The sequence below is a fragment of the Streptomyces sp. PTY087I2 genome, from assembly GCF_001687325.1.
GTDB lineage: Bacteria > Actinomycetota > Actinomycetes > Streptomycetales > Streptomycetaceae > Streptomyces.
In genome coordinates this window covers 34,132-52,761 of record NZ_LZRD01000018.1, presented here as the reverse complement: position 1 = coordinate 52,761, position 18,630 = coordinate 34,132, and the positions used below count along the sequence as shown (strand labels likewise).

Below are 18,630 nucleotides of genomic sequence, written 5' to 3'. Positions count from 1 at the left end.
GCCAGTGGGCCGGCGAGAGGCCCTAGGCCTTCGGACGCCCCATCGCCCGGTACGTCCACCCCGCCTCGCGCCACACCGCGCTGTCCAGGGCGTTGCGCCCGTCCAGGATGATCCGGCGGGAGACGGCTTCACCCAGCTCGGCCGGGTCCAGCTCGCGGAACTCGCGCCACTCCGTCAGGTGCAGCACGACATCCGCGCCGCGCACGGCCTCCAGCGCCGAGTCCGCGTAACCGAGGGTCGGGAACAGCCGCCGGGCGTTGTCCATCCCCTTCGGGTCGAACACGGTCACCTGGCCGCCCTGGAGGTGGATCTGCCCGGCGACGTTGAGGGCGGGGGAGTCGCGTACGTCGTCGGAGTCGGGCTTGAAGGTGGCGCCGAGCACCGCAACGCGCGTACCGAGGAACGAGCCGCCGCCGACGGCCTCCCGGGCCAGCTCGACCATGTGGCCGCGGCGGCGCATGTTGATGGAGTCGACCTCGCGGAGGAAGGTGAGCGCCTGGTCGGCGCCCAGCTCACCGGCGCGGGCCATGAAGGCGCGGATGTCCTTGGGCAGACAGCCGCCGCCGAAGCCGATCCCGGCGCGCAGGAACTTCTTCCCGATGCGGTCGTCGTGACCGATGGCCTCGGCGAGCTTCACGACGTCGCCGTCGGCGGCCTCGCAGACCTCGGCCATGGCGTTGATGAAGGAGATCTTGGTGGCGAGGAAGGAGTTGGCGGAGGTCTTCACCAGCTCGGCGGTGGGGAAGTCGGTGACGACGAAAGGCGAGCCCTCGGCGACCGGCACGGCGTACACCTCGCGGAGCAGCTTCTCGGCGTTCTCGCTGGTGACCCCGACGACGATCCGGTCGGGGTGGAGGGTGTCCTGGACGGCGAAGCCCTCGCGGAGGAACTCCGGGTTCCAGGCCAGCTCGGCCCCGGCGCCGACCGGAGCCAGCTCGGCGAGCCGGTCCGCGAGACGGGAGGCGGAGCCCACGGGGACGGTCGACTTGCCGACGACCAGGGCGGGCCGGGTCAGAAGCGGGGCGAGCGCGTCGAAGGCGCTGTCCACGTAGCTCATGTCGCAGGCGTACTCGCCGTGCTTCTGCGGAGTGTTCACGCAGACGAAGTGGACGTCGCCGAACTCCGCGACCTCCTCCCAGGAGGTGGTGAAGCGCAGCCGCCCGCTGGACCCCTCGATCCCGGCGACGTGCCGCTGGAGCATCTCTTCGAGCCCCGGCTCGTACATGGGCACGCGGCCGGTCGAGAGCAGCTCGACCTTCTCCGGCACGATGTCGAGCCCCAGGACCTCGAAGCCCAGCTCGGCCATGGCCGCGGCATGGGTGGCGCCGAGGTAGCCGGTGCCGATCACAGTGATCCTGAGGGCCATGGAGTGCTCCTGGGAGGTACGGACGGAGGTGCGGACCGAGCATAGTCCGGGACCCGGAGGCGGGAATTCACCGCTCGATATGCCCGGTACTTCCCTCATGCCCCACCCCTGTCGGCAAGCTCACGTACGCGGCACGTATGCCGTCGGGCGGTCGGCGCACTAAAATTGAGTTACTTAACGGTAGTTAGCATCTGGGGAGTGAGCGTCTTGGCGGGTTCGACCGATTTCGACCTGTACCGTCCGGCCGAGGAGCACGACATGCTCCGCGAGACGATCCGCGCGCTCGCCGAGTCGAAGATCGCCCCCTTCGCCGCCGCGGTCGACGAGGAGAGCCGCTTCCCGCAGGAGGCGCTGGACGCCCTGGTCTCGTCGGACCTGCACGCCGTCCACGTCCCGGAGGTGTACGGCGGGGCCGGCGCGGACGCGCTCGCCACGGTCATCGTGATCGAGGAGGTGGCCCGCGTCTGTGCCTCCTCCTCCCTGATCCCGGCCGTGAACAAGCTCGGCTCGCTCCCGGTGATCCTTTCCGGCTCCGAGGAGCTGAAGGCCAAGTACCTGGGCCCGCTCGCCAAGGGCGACGCGATGTTCTCGTACGCGCTGTCCGAGCCGGACGCCGGCTCCGACGCGGCGGGCATGAAGACGAAGGCCGTGCGCGACGGCGACTTCTGGGTGCTCAACGGCGTGAAGCGCTGGATCACCAACGCGGGCGTCTCCGAGTACTACACGGTCATGGCGGTCACCGACCCGACCAAACGCTCCAAGGGCATCTCGGCGTTCGTCGTCGAGAAGTCCGACGAGGGCGTCTCCTTCGGCGCCCCGGAGAAGAAGCTCGGCATCAAGGGCTCCCCGACCCGCGAGGTCTACCTCGACAACGTGCGTATCCCCGCGGACCGCATGATCGGCGAGGAGGGCACGGGCTTCGCCACCGCGATGAAGACCCTGGACCACACCCGCATCACGATCGCGGCCCAGGCCCTCGGCATCGCCCAGGGCGCGCTGGACTACGCCAAGGGGTACGTCCAGGAGCGCAAGCAGTTCGGCAAGCCGATCGCGGACTTCCAGGGCATCCAGTTCATGCTCGCGGACATGGCGATGAAGATCGAGGCGGCCCGCCAGCTCACGTACGCGGCCGCCGCCAAGTCGGAGCGCGGCGACGCCGACCTGACCTTCCAGGGCGCGGCGGCCAAGTGCTTCGCCTCGGACGTCGCGATGGAGGTCACCACGGACGCCGTCCAGCTGCTCGGCGGCTACGGCTACACGCGGGACTACCCGGTCGAGCGCATGATGCGCGACGCCAAGATCACCCAGATCTACGAGGGCACGAACCAGGTCCAGCGCATCGTGATGGCCCGCAACCTGCCGTAACGGCCTTCCGCACAGCGCCTCTTGCACGACGGCCCCCGGCGAACCCCGCCGGGGGCCGTTCGCGTACGCCCCCTACCGCGCAGCGGCGACCGCGAACACGCCCCGCGCGGGCGTTCCGTCGGGCCAGGTCCAGCCAGCGACGAGGTGTGGTGTCGACGGCTGTTCGTCCTCCCCGGCCCGCAGGACGCGGTTGATCCGGACGTCGGACTCCTGGTCGGCAGCGGCTCCGTGGACGATGACGGTCGGGTCGGGGGTGTCGCTCAGGCTCTGATGCTGCGGGTTCGCCTCGCCCCGCAGCAGGGCGCTCAACTGGGCCGCCACCACCGGGTCGTGGGCGCCGTCGTAGACCCATCGGGTGCCGAGCACGCCGTGCTCGGAGGTGCCGAGGAGCGCCGCGTCGGGTGCGCCCTCCAGCGCCGCGTCGCGGTAGCTCAGCGGCACCAGATACGCCACCGGCTCCGGCCCGGCGGAGTCCACCACGACCATGAACTCGATCCCGACCGCGCCTTCCGGATCGTCCAGCCGGAACCCGCCGGCGTTGACCAGGTCCGGCGTTCCGCCGGTGCCCGCGTACCAACTCTGCTTCGGCAGCCAGCCGGTGATGAGCTCCAGCTTGCCGGGCGACATGGTGGTGCGGTGGATGAATGCCATGCGAGCTCCCTGTGGTCGGGTGTGGTCGGTCTTCGGCCGTGGACTTGGGCCGGGGGCCCTCTGGCCGTCACGTTCGCAGGATGATGGACTCGTGCCGTGGTGACCATGACGACCCGTGCCCTCCGGGCCATCGACCGATTCCACAGCGTCCACCCGTGGGACCATAACGCCCACTACCACCCCTGGATCATGCGGCAGGTCCCCCGGCGCTTCGCCAGGGCCCTGGACGTCGGATCGGGCAGCGGAGACCTCGCCAGGCTCCTCGCCACGCGAGCCACGGCCGTGCGAGGCCTGGACGCCGACCCTGCCATCGTCGCGAAGGCCCGGGAACTCACGGGCCCGGCCGTCCCTGTGACGTTCACCGCCGGAGACGCGCCGGCGGAGATACCGCCCGGGCCCTACGACGTCATCACGTGCGTCGCCGCCCTCCACCACATGCCGTTCTCCGAAGCTCTCACCCACTTCCGCCGGCACCTGGCGCCGGGCGGGACCCTGGTCGTCGTCGGCGTCGCCCGGGCGGAGTCTCCCGGCGATCACCTTCTCGGCGCCGTCGCGATCCCGCTGAACATCGCCATGGCATGGATCAAGAACAAGGGGCGCCGGGTGCCACGGCCGGACTCCATGACGGCCCCGACCCGTCCGGCGGCCATGAGCTTCGCCGAGATCGCCCGTGAGGCGCGCCGCGTTCTGCCCGGCGCCCGGCTGCGCCGACGTCTGTTCTGGCGCTACACATTGGTCTGGCATCAGCGTCCTGCCGAGGGCCGTACGCGTCCCCTAGGGTGGACCGATGATCATCTGGCTGAACGGAACCTTCGGCGCGGGCAAGACCACCACCGCGAAGGAGGTGACCTCGCTCCTTCCGGACTCCCGGCTCTTCGACACCGAGACGGTCGGCTGGATGCTCCGGCACGTCCTCGGCGTCCCGGAGAAGGACTTCCAGGACTTCCCGCCCTGGCGGGGCCTGGTCGTGGAGACCGCGCGGCAGGTGCTCGACCACGTCGGCGGCACGCTGGTGGTGACCCAGACCGTGCTGGTCGAGGCGTACTGGCGGGAGATCCACGACGGTCTGGCGAAGGCCGGTATCCCCGTGCACCACTTCCTGCTCCACACCGACCGGGACACCCTCGTCGAACGCATCGAGACCGACACCAAGCCCGAGAGCGCCGGTGCCGAGCAGTGGCGCCTGGACCACCTGACCGACTACGAGCGGGCCCTGCCGTGGCTCCGCCGGGAGGCGCAGGTGGTGGACACGACCGGTGTCCTGCCCACCGAGGTGGCGGAGACCGTCCTGCGCGGGGTACGCACCGGCTGACCTGCCCGGCTCGTCAGCGGACGACCTCGAAGACGTTCTTCTGGATGCCGTTCGCGTACGCCTCGTGCTCGACCAGCTTCAGCTTCTGCTGGTCCTTGTCCGTCGTGCTGAACAGGCGCTTGCCCGCGCCGAGCAAGACCGGGAAGACCAGCAGGTGGTACCGGTCGATCAGGTCGGCGTCCGCGAGGTTCCGGTTCAGCTCGGTGCTGCCGTGCACGATGATCGGGCCGCCCTCGGTCTCCTTCAGCGCGGCGACCTCGTCGAGCGACCGCAGGATGGTGGTCTCACCCCAGTCGGACACCAGGTCGCCGTCGGTCAGCTTGGTGGAGACGACGTACTTCGGCATCGCCTTGTACCCGGTGAACTCCTCCATGCCCGGCCACACCGGGCTGAACGCCTCGTAACTGGCCCGGCCCATCATCAGGGCCGCGGCCTCGTCCTGTTCCCGGGCCTTCAGCTCGTACGCCTCCGGCAGGAACTCGATGTCCTTGAACGTCCACCCCGAGTTCCGGTAGCCGGGCTCGCCGCCCGGGGCCTCCATGACACCGTCGAGCGAAATGAAGGCGGTGCTGATCAGGGTGCGCATCAGGTCTCCTGGCTGTGTCGTCGCGGGCCCCGTTCGGCGCCCTGTATCGCTTCTCACTCTTACGGATGTACTGACCGCGTGCCGGACGGAAACTCATCGCTCCTACGCCTCCGAGCCGCGTCGGCCGGCCCGGTCGGAAGGGGCCGACCGCGTCCCGCCCACGGCCGACCGCCTCCCGCCCCCGGCCGGTAGCCTCCCTCCCCATGACCGAAGCGACCGAACTCGACAGGCTGACCGCCCTCTTCAGCGCCCTGGGCGCGGATGCCGACGCCCGGGACTGGGCGGAGTCCGAGGCCGAGGAGGGGCTGCCGCAGCTCGCCCGCTACCGGCTGCTGCGGACGGTGTGGCAGGACGTCGACGCCTGGGGCACGGCCGCCCGGCAGTGGGTGGACGCCTACCGCGCCGACGGGGCTGCGGCCGACGCCGTCGATCGCGCCCTCGCGGCCGGCCTCACCCCCGAGGACCTCGGCGCGCTGGCCCGCGAGGTCGCCAGGGAGACCGCGTTCGGGGTGCTGTACGCCCTGGCGGACCCGGCGGACGGCTCGCTTCCCGCCGAGATCGAGGCGCAACTGCCGAGCTGGCGGCTCGCGGAGCTGAACGCGGCGGGCGCACCGACCGGCCGCCATCTCGACGCCCTGCACGAGGACTTCGCCGAACTCGAACCGAAGGGAATCGCCCCGTGATCGACGTGATCGACGTGACCGATGGCACCGCCTCCGCGACCACCCCCTTCGACGACGCCGAGCGCCGCATCTGGTCCGGCCGGGCCGAGGCCTACGCCCGTACCTACGCCCGCCTCTGCGCCTACCCCGCGCCGGCCCTCCTCGACGCCGCCGAGGCGGGGCCCGGCACCCGCGTCCTCGATGTGGGCTGCGGCACCGGAACCGTGAGCGCGGCGGCCGTCGCGCGCGGAGCGTCCGTGTACGCGGCCGACGCCGACCCCGGCATGGTGGCCGCGACCCGCCGAGCCGTACCGGGCGTCACCCCACACATCGCCCGACTCCCCGAACTGCCCTACGCCAACGACACGTTCGACGCCGCAGTCGGCAACTTCGTGCTCAACCACGTGGGCCGTCCCCTGACCGCCCTCACCGAACTCCGCCGGATCACCCGCCCCGGCGGCCGGATCGCGGTCACCATCTGGCGCTCGCCCGGAGCCCCCGGCCAGACCCTGATCGGCCGAGCCGCCCAAGCCGTCGGCCTGACCCGCCCCGCCTGGCTCCCCGCGCTCGCGCCGGAGGACGACTTCCCCCGTACGAAGGAGGGGCTGGCGGCCCTGCTCGACGCGGCCGGACTCCTGGGCGCGGAGTGCTCCGAGGTGGCCTGGGAGCACCGCTGCGACCCGGGCACCTGGTGGGCGGGGGCCGAGCAGGGGATCGGCGCGATCGGGCAGGTCCTCAACAGCGGCGGCGCGGAGGGGCTGGCGGCGGCCCGGCGCGCGTACGACGGCCTCAGCGCCGAATTCCGCACGCGGGACGGCCTGTTGGCGCTGCCGCACGTGGCCCTGCTGGCGCACGGGAGGGCGTAGGAGAGCGGGCGGAGAGCGGGCGGAGATCGACGATGGAGATCGTTTCATCACACAGGTAGGGTGACGCGCGCGAAACGATTCTCTAGGTAGTACACGGGGTGTGGAGCATGTCGTTCGAACAGGAGTGGGGCGAGCTCAAGGCCGCCGCCGCGATGAGGCTGAACCAGGTCGGGGGCAACGGTGGCTCCGGGACCAAGGGATCGGCCGACTACGTGGTCAAGGACGACGAGCTGGGGGGCATCGGTCACGCCGCGTTCGGCCTGTTCAACAACCTGGAGCCGACAGGCAAGCACGCGAAGACGGCGAGCGAGACGGCGTCCAAGGGCCTCACGGGCGACGGGTTCACGACCGGTGCGGCGTTCACCGAAGTGATCGGGACCTGGGAGAAGCAGGTCAAGAGCCTCCTCCAGGCATGCGCCCACATCTCCAACCACCTCGACTACACGAAGAAGGCGAGAAAGTCCGACGACGAGTGGCTCGAGACGCAGCTGCGCATCGTCGGCCCCCTCCCGCCGGGTGCGGAGGGCGCTGTCCCCGCCTCCCAGCTCAACAAGTACTTCCGGTAAGGAGAGCCGCCACCGTGCCCACCTTCGAGCAGCTCCTCACCGCCCGCCTCGGCCCGATGGAGACCGCGGTCACCCAGTGGACCGAGATGATCGGCAAGCTGAAAACCCCTCTCCAGAACGACGCCAAGGCGATGAAGTCCAAGGCCGACAAGTCCACGTGGAAGGGTGAGAACGCCACCGTCACCAAGGAGTTCGTCACCAAGACCGCCAAGGAATTCGACGACGCGGTCATCGAGGCGGAGTCCGTACGTGACCTCCTCAAGGACGCCCACGGCCTCTTCAAGTCGGCCCAGGACGACCTCAAGCACGCGTACGAGAACCCCCCGCCGGGCATCATCATCCACCCCAACGGCGTTCTCAGCCATCGGGTGCACCCCGACCGGCGCTCGAAGGACAGCACCGACCCCATCGCCACCGAGGCCCAGTTCGAGGCGCTGCGGAGCAAGCTCGAAGGCATTCTGAAGCGTGCCGACGAAGCCGACGAGCTGTGCGCCTGGGGCCTGCGCGCACTGATACGCAACCACCCCAACGACTTCGGCAGCACCGAGTTCAACGGCATAGCCGACGCCAAGAGGGCGCGTGCCGAGGAGAAGCAGCAGGGGGAGAACGGGCGCGAGTCCGCCAAGCTCTACGCTCGCTGGGAGCACCTCAACGACGAGGAGCGCGAGAAGCTCCTCGACTTCGTCGAGAAGGGCAAGGACTCACCGGCCTTCGCCGAGCAGCTGATGCTGAACCTCAGCTACCGGGGCCGCGACCAGCAGGAAGCTGTCCTGCTCCTCGCCAGCAGCCTGGAGTCGGGCGGCCGCGACGGCCAGCTCTCCAGCACCGACGCCCGCCTCTACAAGGCCCTGTCCGGCTCCCTGGCCACCGCCACCGGACCCGACTCCTCGATCGGTACGCCCGGTGGGGTCACCTCCGCCTGGACCGACAAGCTCATCACCACGGCCCGCGACGGCAACGGCCTGCCCCGCCAGCACCCCGGGGCCATCGGTGGCGGCGCCGCGTCCCTGAAGAACCTCACGGACCTGATGGCGGCGGACGCCGGTGACAAGCCGTACGACCCGAAGGACGAGAAGGCCTCCCCGTACGACAAGGACAAGGGCGACCCGGTCTACAGCGAGGCCTTCCTGACCGAGGTCGGCGACACCATCCGCGACTGGGAGACGGACAACGACGACGCCTACGACGGCGTCATGAAGAACTGGCAGGGCACACAGGAGGACCCGATGAAGGGTCTGCTGAACGCCATGAGCCGCAACCCGTCCGCCTCCACCCACTACTTCGACCCGAACACCACCGACAACCTCAAGTACTTCCTGGAGGACCGGGATTGGCCCGGCGGCGCCGTCGAGGACAAGATGCCCGACGAGCTGAAGCAGACCTCGGCCCGCACCGAGCTGGGCGCCGCTCTGGAGGCCGGGGCCACCGGTCGCGAGCCGGGCAGTCCGCTGCACGCTCCGCCCGCCCACCACGACAAGGCGGAGACCGCGATCTTCGAGCGGGTTCTCAAGGAGTACAGCGGCAAGGACGCGTCGGAGAACCAGAGTTCAGTGCCGTTGTCCATGCGCACGAGCGTGGGCGGCATGATCGGGGACTACGCCTCGGACGTCCACCAGATACTCGGCAAGAAGATGGACGGGCCCACCGAATTCAACAACCTGGAAGTCGAGCGGGGTGACCTCCTCCGCATCATGCGCGGTGCCGCGGAGGACCCCAAGGCCTTCGGTGTCATGCACCAGTCGCAGACGGTGGTGATCGCCGAGGGGATGAAGGACTACCCGGCGAGTTCGTACCGCCAGGAGGACGCGGAGCTCCGCGCGTGGGTCAAGCAGTCCGCGTCGGTGCTCGGCCACCTCGACGGCGTGCGCGGCGATGTCATCTACGACCTGGGCCAGGCGGAGAAGGACGCCAACGGCTGGAACAAGATGATGAACTACCACGCCATCGGCGCACCCCTGACGGGCATCCCTGTCGTCGGCGATGCGGTCCAGCGCGCGGTCGACGTCGGTACCGCCGCGTACATGAACGATCTGAACGCGAAGGTCGACGCCGAGACCCGCCGCAACATGGTCGACCACTTCGAGAACGGCGAGCAGCAGATGGACGCCATGATGCGCAAGATGGCGATGAGCAAGGGCCTCACGGAGGACGAGCTGGACGCCAGCCCGGGCGAGTACGAGGACCATCTCCAGGCGGCTGCCGAGAACTGGTACCAGTACGGCATCGAGGACGCCCAGAAGAAGATGGGACAGCCGTAGCCATGAACAAGAAGCACCTGGTCCTGCCCGCCGTGCTCGTCGTCGCGGCGGCGGTCGTCGCGACGGTTCACTTCTGGCCGACGGAGCTCAAGGAGCTGCGCGAGCAGAATCTGTGCCTCGGAATGCTGACCGAGCAGACCGCGGGCCTGATCCAGGACGGCAAGGGCGGGGCCGTCGTGGTCGAGGAGTCTGTTCCGGACAGCTCCGGATCCGCGGCCAAGCCGGCGGACCCGATCTTCTCCACCATCTGCTTCGTCAATCGGAAGAACGCCGACGACAAGAGCAGCGCGCGGCTCCAGTACACCCTGGACGTGCGGCCCACCGACACACTGAACGACCGACCGAAGGGCGCCACCCCCGTCAAGGGCGGACTCACGGGCTGGGTGGGCCAGCGGCAGAGCGAGATCCAGCTGCCGGACAGCTGCGCGAAGGAGATGAAGCGGCCCGACGCGCGATACATCACCGTCACCCTCAAGATCTCACCGGTCACCCTCGTCGGACGGGACTGGGACTACACGTCCCTGATGAAGGATTCGCGCACAGTGATCCTTGAGGCCGGGGAGAACCTGACCAAGCAGTACGACTGCGCCGACTGACGGTCACCCGGAAGGACCGATGGACAGGAAGTGGCTGCCGTTGACCATCACGCTCGGCGTCGCCGGGGTGGCGGTGGTGGTGGCGAGTGTCTGGCCCGACGACGTGGAGAAGCCGCCGCTACCGCAGAGCCTGTGTCATGGTGCGCTCAGCCGGGAGACGGCGGAGCTGATCGACGACGGCCAGGGCGGCGGTGAGGTCAGCGCGGGCGCGTGGGAGAGCAAGGGCAGCACCACTGACTCCGGTGCTCAAGGAGTGTCACGTGCTGCGCGCCGGCCAGGACGGTGCCAAGCGGCGCGGCGTCTACAAGCTGGTCGTCGAGGAAACGCGGAGCGCCCCCGGGACGAAGAAGGGCTCCGTCCCTCTCGGTTCCGGGTTCACCGGCTGGGCGCTCCCCGACCGGGCCGAGGTCACGTTGCCCACCGGCTGCGCCGCCCGCATGGGCTCGGCCGCCCCGCATGTCAAGGCATCGCTCGACGTGCCCTCGCAGGACGAGGAACGCCTGTACAGGCGGGGAGAGGAGCCGCCCGTCGACCCGGACACCGCGACGCGCAACAACGCGACCGTGATGCGGGAAGTGGCCACCAGGCTCGCCAAGCGGTACGACTGCGCCGACTGACGGTCAGGCGTACCGCGGCAGACCGTCGGTCGAGATCGTCCACTCGGCGATCGTGACGTCCTCGCCGTACTGGAAGTCCTTACGGGTCGCGTAACGCGGCCCGTCCGGGGTCCGGTGGATGTCGGACAGGACGGCGCCCGAGCCGGTGCGCGGGTCGAAGATCGCGTAGACGGGGACGCCCAGAAGCGGGTAGTCGCGTACCTTGCTCACCCAGTCGTTGTCCGGGTTGGACCGTGAGACCACTTCGATCGCCGCGATGAGGGCTTGAGGATCGACGGATCCGGCGACCTCCATGTCCGCCTCCGCGATCACTATCACGTCGGGGTGGCGCATGATGCCGTGCTCGACACTCTCCACGTCGGGGGTTCCGGTGTGGGCGACCAGTTCTTCCGGCATGACTCGTTCCATGCGCTTCCGGATACGCAGCGTCGTGAGCTCGTGAGGGCCGACAGGCGCCATCATGTCGTGAACGATCCCTTCCCGGGTGATCTCGAATTTGCCGGGAAGCGCGCCGTCCGTATGCGCGACGAAATCCCTCATGGCCTGGTAGAGGTGGGCGTCACGCCGTGCGTCGTCCGGGGCGATGGTCATCGTGCCCACTCCTCGTCGTCGGTGCCCGGGGGCGGCCAGGATCGTCCCCCTCATGCTAGGCCGCCTCCCAGTACTGGGCCCGGCAGTCGCGGCAGTGGCCCGGCTCGTGGGAGCGGAAGGCCCGTTCGCAGCCGTCGCAGGTCTGGAACGGGGTGACCTGCGTACGGCGTGGTGGAGCCAGGTCGTGGATGCCGGGGAGCGGGGGCGGCAGGAGGGCCGTGAGGCGGTGCCTGAGGAGCCTCGCCGGGTGCTTCAGCGGCTTCGGGAGGTCGGCCGTGAGGGCGTGCCGGAGCGCCTCGGTGGTCGCGTCCCGTTCGAGCCAGGCGGCCACCCCGGGCACCAGCTCCTCGACGGCCTCCTCCGAGAGCACCAGCTCCTCCGCGTGACGCCGCAGATCGGCGAGGAACGCGGCGGCGGTCTGCCGCAGCTCCGGGGTGAGCGCGCGGGGGTGGGGGAGCGGCTTACGCGGGGGCTTGGGGGCGGTCCGGGCCGGTAAGCGGACCGGGGCGGGCAGCGCTTCCGGTACGGGGACGGGCTCCGGCACGGGTCGGGGCTCCTCCGGTACGGCGACGGGCTCCGGCTCCGGTACGCGGATGTGTTCCCGTACGGGAGTGGGCGCGAGCCCAGCGCCACGTACCGCGGGTCCCACCACGGGCACCACCCCGCCCCGCAGCACCGCCCCCGGCTGGTTGCAGAACACCGTGCGGGTGGCGACCCGGCCCCTCGCGAGTCTCACGCGGGTGCGGTGCAGATAGCCGTGGGCCTCCAACTCACGCAGGGCGCAGGCGATCTTCACCTCGCCCTCCGGGAAGCGGGCCGCAAGCGTCTTGATGCTGACCTCCGCTCCGGCGGGCAGCGACTGGATATAGACGGCGATCCCGATCGCGACGAGGGACAGCTCGGCGTGCTGGGCGAGGTGGTTGCCGACGACCGTGAACCGGCTCGTGTGCGGGATCACGACGTGAATGACGCCGGAGGGCGGGACAGGCGCGGGAATTCCGGCCAGGGCATGGGCCAGGGCGTTATCGTGCTGGGTATCCATCGGGAAGATGCTGCTTCCTTGTTGGTTAGGCCCTCGGTTCGGGATTGCCGTCCCGGCCGGGGGCTGTCTGACGTCTGAAGGTGGATCGAAGGTCGATCAGCGCGAGCATATGCCTGCCAACCGGGCCGAAATCCAGCTCAGTCGGCAAACCTCACCCGCGCGAGTGACGAGCCCTCCCGCAGCTGACCACCGGCATCAGGTGGGGTGGGGTTGGGTTTTTTTCTCTTGGTTCTTTAAGTAGTTACGTCGTGGGCCACCAGGTCGCGGCCGGCCACGATCCGGTGGGCCACGACCGGGTCGTGAGGCAGCACGACCCGGTGTGAGCAGCGAATTCGGGTGGATTTCCGGTGATCCGCCCCTCGGCCCGCCCCACCGTCCTTACGCTGCCCACCATGGCTGCTGACGAAGGCGTACCCGAGCCCGATCTCGACCTCGACATCGATCCGGCCGACGATTCCAGCGCGGTGATGGCCGCCGTGGGGCGGCAGATCAGACTCTGGCGGGAGGCCGCCGGGCTGCGCGCCGCCGAACTGGGCGCGATCATCGGGTACGGCGAGGATCTCGTCTACAAGGTCGAGGGCGGACGACGCATCCCCAAACCGGAGTTCCTGGACGCGACGGACGTGGCCGTGGGGGCGGGCGGCAAGATCTCCGCGATGAAGCAGGACGTGGCGGAGGCCCGGTACCCGAAGAAGGTGAAGGATCTCGCCAAGCTGGAGCGGGAAGCGGTCGAGCTCGGCGCGTACGGAAATCACAACGTCCACGGGCTGCTCCAGACCGCCGAATACGCCCGCGCGCTCTACGAGATGCGGCGGCCGGCCTTCGGTGCCGACGAGATCGAACGGTACGTCGCCGCGCGCATGGCACGTCAGGAGATCTTCCAGCGGAAGCCCCTGACCATGCTCACCTTCGTCCAGGAGGAGGTGACGATCCGGCGGCCCCTAGGCGGGCGTGCCGTCCTACGACGTCAGCTCGAACACCTACTGGAGATCGGGCAGTTACGGAATGTCGAGATCCAGGTGATGCCGACCGACCGCGAGGACCATGCGGGCATGGGCGGTCAGCTCCAGCTCCTCAAGTTCAAGAACGGTACTGCGGTGGGACACTGGGAGGGGCAGTTGTTCAACCGCCTGACGTTCGACCCCAAGGAGATTCGGATCCTGGAGCAACGGCTCGGACTCGTCCGGGCTCAGGGTCTCAGCCCACGGGAATCGACGGCCTTCATCGAGAAAGTGCTGGGAGAGACATGACGCGCATGACCCCGAGCGGTGACACCTCCGCTCTGGAGTGGTTCAAGAGCAGCTACAGCAGCAACGACGGCCCCGAATGCGTCGAGGTCGCCGCCGCCCGTGGCAGCGTGCACGTCCGCGACTCCAAGGACCTCGCCCAACCGCCGCTCGGCTTCACCCCCGCCGCCTGGGCCGACTTCCTCCCGTACGCCTCCGGCAGCTGAGACACCCGCCTTCGCGGGGGAAACCGCGGAAACCCTGACACCGGCAGCCCACTTCGGCACACTGAGTGCATGGACGATCACCCGGGGAAGTCGCCGGACCACCTCACGATCAGAGTCACCCACCACGACGACCCGGTCTTCGAGGTCACCGAGGCGGATGCGTTCGCCTCGGTCCGCAAGTATCCGAACATCGTCGTCCGCGGGCCGCTGTTCGGGCTCGCCGAGCAGCGGCGCGGGGACCGGCCGCGCTGGCGGCTGATGGGCGAACTCGACAGCGGATTCCCGCAGATGGTCCGGGACGAGCTGAATTCGCACCTCTGGTTCAAGGCGAAGGACGAGACCGACGACCCCGCCGAGCGGCGGTCGCTGCTGGCGGCCGTGGCGCGGCTGGAGACCGAGAAGGTCAACGAGGTGTCCGCGTGCGGCGTGCGCTACCGGGTCGTGCGCGCCGACGAGTTCGCCCGGATCGGCGACGGGAGCCTGGAGCCGCCCCGGGCCACCGACCCGGACGACGACGGCTGGGACCTGGACGCCCCCGAAACCTGCCGCACCAAGGGCTTCGTGGTCGACCACGCGGCCGCCGTCGGGCTGAGCGAGGGGATCGGCCGGGCCGGGCTGCTCCACCTCACCTACACCGCGGAGCGCTTCCCCGCCGACGTACGGGCCGATTCCCAAAGGGCGTTGACCACCCACCCGGGCGTCGTGCTCCTCCCGACGACGTTCCGGGTGGTGCAGCGCAAAGAGGTGTCCTGGTCGATGGTGACCGGGCAGCACTCGACCCCGCAGGGCGCCCGGCGCGCCCTCGTCGACCACCTCGTCCGGCCCTTCCCCAAGCTGCCGGACCTCCCGGACATGCCGGAGCTGCCCGCCTGGATGAAGGTGGACGAGAAGGAGGCGGCCGTCAACGAACGGGCCGCGAAGAAGTTCATGGCACGCCGTCGCCCCAACGAACTCTTCGTGCGCGGAAAGCGGTTCGAGGTCGTCCGGGTCGAGCGCATGATGCGCATCGGGCCCGACGGACCGGAGACGCCGCGCCCGTCCGACGTCGACGAGTACGGCCCCTCCCAGATGCATCCCCCCATGGACGAGCACGGGAACATCACCTACAGCTCGTAGCCCCGCGGGTGATGTTCCCCAAGCCCCTCGCAACAACCTTGTGAGGGGCCTCAGTTGCCCTTGACCGTGACCTTCTCGTCGTTGTTCAGCTGCTGTACCAACTGCTTCACCTTCGCCTTGTCCCAGACCAGGTTCCCGCCGACGCTGCCCGAGATCGGCATGTTCAGCGACGTACCGTCGCCGCCCGTGACGCCCTTCATCGCGAAGAACATGTTGCCCAGCGACCAGAGCGACATGTCCTTGTCCACGATCAGCGTGTCCAGGCCCGCGCCCATCGTCGGGTACAGCTTGAACGGGTTGATGATCGTCGACGGGGTCGCCGTCTGGCTCGCCAGCGCCGCCAGGAACTTCTGCTGGTTCTTCGTACGGTCCAGGTCGCTGTTCGGGAACGCGTAGCGCGTACGGACGAAGGCGAGGGACTGCTCGCCGTTCAGCGTCTGCTTCCCGGCCTGGAAGTCGGCACCGGACTTCTTGTCCTTGAACGCCTTCGGGATGTCCAGCTCGACCCCGCCGATCGCGTCCACGATCTTCGCGAAGCCGCCGAAGCCGATCTCCACGTAGTGGTCGATGCGCAGGCCCGTGTTGAACTCGACCGTACGGACGAGGAGTTCGGGGCCGTCCTCGGCGTACGCGGCGTTCAGCTTCACCTGTCGGCCGGTGCCCTGGAACGTCTTCCCGGACTCCGAGCCCTTGAACGTCGGAATCTCGACGTTCGAGTCGCGCGGCAGCGAGATCAGCGTCGGGCCGCTGGAGCCGTCGTGCAGGATCATCATCGAGTCGGTGCGCTTGCCCTCGGCGGAACCGGTGCGCAGCCGCTTCTTCTCCTCGTCCGACATGCCCTCGCGGCTGTCGGACCCGACGATCAGATAGTTCGTGCCGTCGCCGGACTCCGGCCGGTCGATGACCTTGGCGAGGTCCACCTCGCGCTTCAGCTTCGAGTCGGCCCAGAAGTACGTCGAGATCGACACCACGAGCAGCACGACCACCAGGGTCAGCGCGCCGAGCTTGATCCGGCGGCGCCAGTCCGGAGCCGGGCGGCCCTGGACGTAACCTCCGTCACCGCCGCCGCGACGGCCACCGCCGCCCCGGCCGTCGGAGCCGCCGCTGCCCGATCCGTAGACCTGGCCCGTGTTGTAGCCGCTGTCGTACCCGGGCTCGGGGCCGTTGCCGTAGCCGCCGTCCTGGTAGCGGTCGTCGTACCCCTGGCTCTGCGGCGGTACCTGCGGCCGCTGGGGTGTACGGGGCTGGGCCGGGCGGCGCTGGATGTGCGGCATCGCCCGCGCGCTCTCGGGCTGGGCGCTGGCGCTGCCCCGCCCGTAGCGTTCGCTGCGGTCGCCGGTCCGTCGATCGGGCCAATCGTTCATCCGAACAGTGTGCCGTCCCGGCCCGGGGCTATTACAGGGTGTAAGGGAAATCGCACCAGGGCTGTTGCGAACCTGATGCATTCTGCGGGATCGCGGACCCCGCATAAGGTGGACGGTATGACAGATCAGGCCACTGGCGTAACAGATCCGGCCAACCGCTCGGAGGGCGAGATTCCGGGCAAGCCGACCGCGGCGTCCCGGACCACTCTCAGCCACATCATGACCGGCAGCGACACCAACCTCCTCGGCACGGTGCACGGTGGCGTGATCATGAAACTGGTCGACGACGCCGCCGGCGCGGTGGCCGGCCGGCACTCCGGTGGGCCCGCCGTGACCGCGTCGATGGACGAGATGGTCTTCCTGGAGCCCGTCCGCGTCGGTGACCTCGTCCATGTGAAGGCCCAGGTCAACTGGACCGGCCGGTCCTCCATGGAGGTCGGCGTCCGCGTCATGGCCGAACGCTGGAACGAGTCCACCCCCGCCCAGCAGGTCGGCAGCGCCTATCTGGTCTTCGCCGCCGTCGACGGGGACGGCAAGCCGCGCCGCGTACCGCCGGTGATCCCCGAGACCGAGCGCGACAACCGGCGCTACCAGGAGGCACAGATCCGGCGCACCCACCGGCTCGCCCGCCGCCGCGCGATCAAGGACCTGCGCGAGAAGCGCGCCGCCGAGGGATTCGACGACTGAGGCCGGGGGCGGGCCTGACAACAGGCCCGGCAACCGCCCCTACGGGCACACCACCTCGTCGCCCGTCACCGTCGCGAACTCGCCCGTCTGCCGGGTCTCCGCCTTCACCCGCTGCACCTTCGTGAAGTCCGCGCCCACCGTCACCCTCATCTGCGGCCCCTGGCCCTTCACCGCCTTCAGCTCGCTGCCGGGCAGCGCCGTGGCCAGGGACTTCGCCGACCGGTCCCAGCGCGGGTCGTACTCCACGAGCGTCCGCTTCAGCTCCCGTACCTCCCCGTTGAGCGGGGCCTCCGTCGTGGTGAACCCGGTCGCGCGCAGCGCCTCGTCGACGGTCCGGCCCAGGCCGTCCTTCGGGGTCCCGTTGTAGACCTGCACCCGCACGTCCTTCGGCGCCACGTCGACCAGCTTCGCGGGCTGCTGCTGCGGTCCCGCCGCGGGCTTCGGCTTCGGCTTCGCCGGGGCCAGCGGCTTGTCCTCGCGCAGGGCCTGGAACAGCTTCTTCGCCTTCTCCGCGTCCCACTGCACCGTCGAGCCGATGCCCTTGACCGGGAAGCTGGGGTTGCCGATCGGCACGGACGCGAACTCCGACGACGCCGGCCCGAAGTCCTTCATCGCCTTGCCGAGCGCCAGCATCTCCTCCGTACCGAAGCCCTTGTCGGCCCGGACCGAACCGAGCACCGAGGTGGAGACCTGCTGGAACTTCACCGGGTTCAGCAGCACCCCGCTGCTCGTCGCCTGCTTGATCAGCGCCGCCATGAACTTCTGCTGGCGCTCCATCCGGCCCAGGTCGGCGGCCACGTCCACATGGCGTGACCGTACGTACTGGAGCGCCTGGCCGCCGTCCAGCTCATGTGTGCCCGCGGGCAGGTTCAGACCGGTGTACGAGTCCTTCATCGGGCGGGCCGTGCAGATCTTCACCCCGCCCACCGCGTCCACCGTCTTCATGAAGCTGGTGAAGTCGACCTCCAGATAGTGGTCGACCTTGATCCCGGTCATGTTCTCGACGGTCCGCACGGTCAGCGTCGGCCCGCCCTCCGCGTACGCGGCGTTCAGCTTCACCGGGTGGCTCCCGTGGTGCTTGCCCGTGGTGCGGTCGGTGTGCGCGGGCATCTCGGCGTAACTGTCCCGGGGGAGGCTGACCACGCTCGCCCGCTGCCGGTCGGCCGACAGATGGACCAGCATGATCGTGTCGGTGCAGTGGCAGGGCGCGCCGCCCAGCCGGTACTTCTTCTTCTCGGCCTTGGTGATCGTGTCCCGGCCGTCCGTGCCGACGAGCAGCAGATTCGTGCCGTGGCCCCCCGAGGGGCGGTTCTTCATGTCCCGGAACGGATCGACCCGGCCGATCCCGCCCTCCAGGCTGCTCACCACGGCGTGACCGATCCCACCCGCCCCCAGCACCAGCACCGAGAGCCCGGTGGCCACCCGCATGCCCCAGCGCGGCCGCTCGTCCTGCTTCCGGGACCGGACCGGCCGGGTGCCCTGCGGCGGACGGCGTCGCGGGGGAGTGGTGCGGGCGTGCGGCGGGCGCTGCG

Annotated in this window: 19 protein-coding genes and 1 pseudogene; 13 read left to right on the top strand and 7 right to left on the bottom strand. The window is 69.6% G+C overall.

The window, feature by feature from the left end; all coding sequences use genetic code 11:
- Positions 1–22: 22 nt before the first annotated feature.
- Positions 23–1,366 carry a UDP-glucose/GDP-mannose dehydrogenase family protein gene (locus tag A3Q37_RS20350; protein WP_065486704.1) on the bottom strand — a complete coding sequence of 448 codons (1,344 nt, stop codon included), beginning with the start codon at positions 1,364–1,366 and terminating at the stop codon, positions 23–25.
- A 207-nt stretch (positions 1,367–1,573) separates the two neighbouring features.
- On the opposite strand from A3Q37_RS20350, the gene A3Q37_RS20345 reads away from it, so the two are divergent.
- Positions 1,574–2,731 carry an acyl-CoA dehydrogenase gene (locus tag A3Q37_RS20345; RefSeq protein ID WP_065486702.1) on the top strand — a complete coding sequence of 386 codons (1,158 nt, stop codon included), beginning with the start codon at positions 1,574–1,576 and terminating at the stop codon, positions 2,729–2,731.
- 72 nt (positions 2,732–2,803) lie between these two features.
- Here the strand turns inward: A3Q37_RS20345 and A3Q37_RS20340 are convergent, their stop codons facing one another.
- Positions 2,804–3,382: a maltokinase N-terminal cap-like domain-containing protein gene (locus tag A3Q37_RS20340; protein WP_065486700.1), complete on the bottom strand. Its 579-nt coding sequence runs from the start codon at positions 3,380–3,382 to the stop codon at positions 2,804–2,806.
- A 105-nt stretch (positions 3,383–3,487) separates the two neighbouring features.
- Between A3Q37_RS20340 and A3Q37_RS35830 the strand changes: the two are divergent.
- A pseudogene (locus A3Q37_RS35830) lies at positions 3,488–4,132 on the top strand (class I SAM-dependent methyltransferase); the annotation flags it as partial.
- Positions 4,133–4,169: 37 nt separating this feature from the next.
- The gene (locus tag A3Q37_RS20335; RefSeq protein ID WP_065486698.1) at positions 4,170–4,694 is read left to right on the top strand and encodes an AAA family ATPase; all 525 of its coding nucleotides are present in this window, start codon (positions 4,170–4,172) and stop codon (positions 4,692–4,694) included.
- Between the two features lie 13 nt (positions 4,695–4,707).
- Here the strand turns inward: A3Q37_RS20335 and A3Q37_RS20330 are convergent, their stop codons facing one another.
- On the bottom strand, positions 4,708–5,280 hold the full coding sequence (locus A3Q37_RS20330; RefSeq protein WP_065486696.1) for a dihydrofolate reductase family protein: 573 nt from the start codon (positions 5,278–5,280) through the stop codon (positions 4,708–4,710).
- Between the two features lie 203 nt (positions 5,281–5,483).
- On the opposite strand from A3Q37_RS20330, the gene A3Q37_RS20325 reads away from it, so the two are divergent.
- The 6 genes from A3Q37_RS20325 to A3Q37_RS37885 all read left to right on the top strand — a co-directional run bounded on the left by A3Q37_RS20325 (position 5,484) and on the right by A3Q37_RS37885 (position 10,845).
- Positions 5,484–5,963 carry a hypothetical protein gene (locus tag A3Q37_RS20325; RefSeq protein WP_065486694.1) on the top strand — a complete coding sequence of 160 codons (480 nt, stop codon included), beginning with the start codon at positions 5,484–5,486 and terminating at the stop codon, positions 5,961–5,963.
- Complete coding sequence (locus A3Q37_RS20320; protein ID WP_065486692.1) at positions 5,960–6,808, top strand: class I SAM-dependent methyltransferase; 849 nt, start codon at positions 5,960–5,962, stop codon at positions 6,806–6,808. Before A3Q37_RS20325 ends, A3Q37_RS20320 begins: the two co-directional genes overlap by 4 nt.
- A 107-nt stretch (positions 6,809–6,915) precedes the next feature.
- Positions 6,916–7,374, top strand: a complete 459-nt coding sequence (locus tag A3Q37_RS20315; protein WP_065486690.1) for a hypothetical protein — start codon at positions 6,916–6,918, stop codon at positions 7,372–7,374.
- Between the two features lie 14 nt (positions 7,375–7,388).
- Positions 7,389–9,632, top strand: coding sequence for a DUF6571 family protein (locus tag A3Q37_RS20310; RefSeq protein WP_065486685.1), 2,244 nt, complete (start codon positions 7,389–7,391; stop codon positions 9,630–9,632).
- A gap of 2 nt (positions 9,633–9,634) precedes the next feature.
- Positions 9,635–10,228 (top strand): hypothetical protein, encoded by a 594-nt coding sequence (locus A3Q37_RS20305; RefSeq protein WP_065486683.1) that lies wholly within the window; start codon positions 9,635–9,637, stop codon positions 10,226–10,228.
- 260 nt (positions 10,229–10,488) lie between these two features.
- On the top strand, positions 10,489–10,845 hold the full coding sequence (locus tag A3Q37_RS37885) for a hypothetical protein (RefSeq protein ID WP_255311877.1): 357 nt from the start codon (positions 10,489–10,491) through the stop codon (positions 10,843–10,845).
- A gap of 3 nt (positions 10,846–10,848) precedes the next feature.
- On the opposite strand, the gene A3Q37_RS20295 is transcribed toward A3Q37_RS37885, so the two are convergent.
- Positions 10,849–11,436 carry a Uma2 family endonuclease gene (locus A3Q37_RS20295; RefSeq protein WP_065486681.1) on the bottom strand — a complete coding sequence of 196 codons (588 nt, stop codon included), beginning with the start codon at positions 11,434–11,436 and terminating at the stop codon, positions 10,849–10,851.
- 55 nt (positions 11,437–11,491) lie between these two features.
- On the bottom strand, positions 11,492–12,478 hold the full coding sequence (locus A3Q37_RS20290; RefSeq protein WP_065486679.1) for a hypothetical protein: 987 nt from the start codon (positions 12,476–12,478) through the stop codon (positions 11,492–11,494).
- A gap of 392 nt (positions 12,479–12,870) precedes the next feature.
- On the opposite strand from A3Q37_RS20290, the gene A3Q37_RS20285 reads away from it, so the two are divergent.
- The 3 genes from A3Q37_RS20285 to A3Q37_RS20275 all read left to right on the top strand — a co-directional run bounded on the left by A3Q37_RS20285 (position 12,871) and on the right by A3Q37_RS20275 (position 15,047).
- Entirely contained in the window at positions 12,871–13,728 is an 858-nt protein-coding gene (locus A3Q37_RS20285; protein WP_065486906.1) for a helix-turn-helix transcriptional regulator, read from the top strand.
- Positions 13,725–13,931: a DUF397 domain-containing protein gene (locus A3Q37_RS20280; RefSeq protein ID WP_225679959.1), complete on the top strand. Its 207-nt coding sequence runs from the start codon at positions 13,725–13,727 to the stop codon at positions 13,929–13,931. The genes A3Q37_RS20285 and A3Q37_RS20280 overlap by 4 nt, the downstream gene beginning before the upstream one ends.
- Before the next feature lie 69 nt (positions 13,932–14,000).
- Entirely contained in the window at positions 14,001–15,047 is a 1,047-nt protein-coding gene (locus tag A3Q37_RS20275) for a DUF5954 family protein (RefSeq protein WP_065486678.1), read from the top strand.
- A gap of 50 nt (positions 15,048–15,097) precedes the next feature.
- Here the strand turns inward: A3Q37_RS20275 and A3Q37_RS20270 are convergent, their stop codons facing one another.
- A complete protein-coding gene (locus tag A3Q37_RS20270) occupies positions 15,098–16,411 on the bottom strand; it encodes an LCP family protein (RefSeq protein ID WP_079137892.1) in 1,314 nt (437 codons plus the stop codon).
- Positions 16,412–16,528: 117 nt separating this feature from the next.
- On the opposite strand from A3Q37_RS20270, the gene A3Q37_RS20265 reads away from it, so the two are divergent.
- On the top strand, positions 16,529–17,098 hold the full coding sequence (locus A3Q37_RS20265) for an acyl-CoA thioesterase (RefSeq protein ID WP_065486673.1): 570 nt from the start codon (positions 16,529–16,531) through the stop codon (positions 17,096–17,098).
- A gap of 39 nt (positions 17,099–17,137) precedes the next feature.
- Here A3Q37_RS20265 and A3Q37_RS20260 read toward each other — a convergent pair whose 3' ends face one another.
- Positions 17,138–18,526, bottom strand: a complete 1,389-nt coding sequence (locus tag A3Q37_RS20260; protein WP_065486671.1) for an LCP family protein — start codon at positions 18,524–18,526, stop codon at positions 17,138–17,140.
- Between the last annotated feature and the right edge of the window lie 104 nt (positions 18,527–18,630).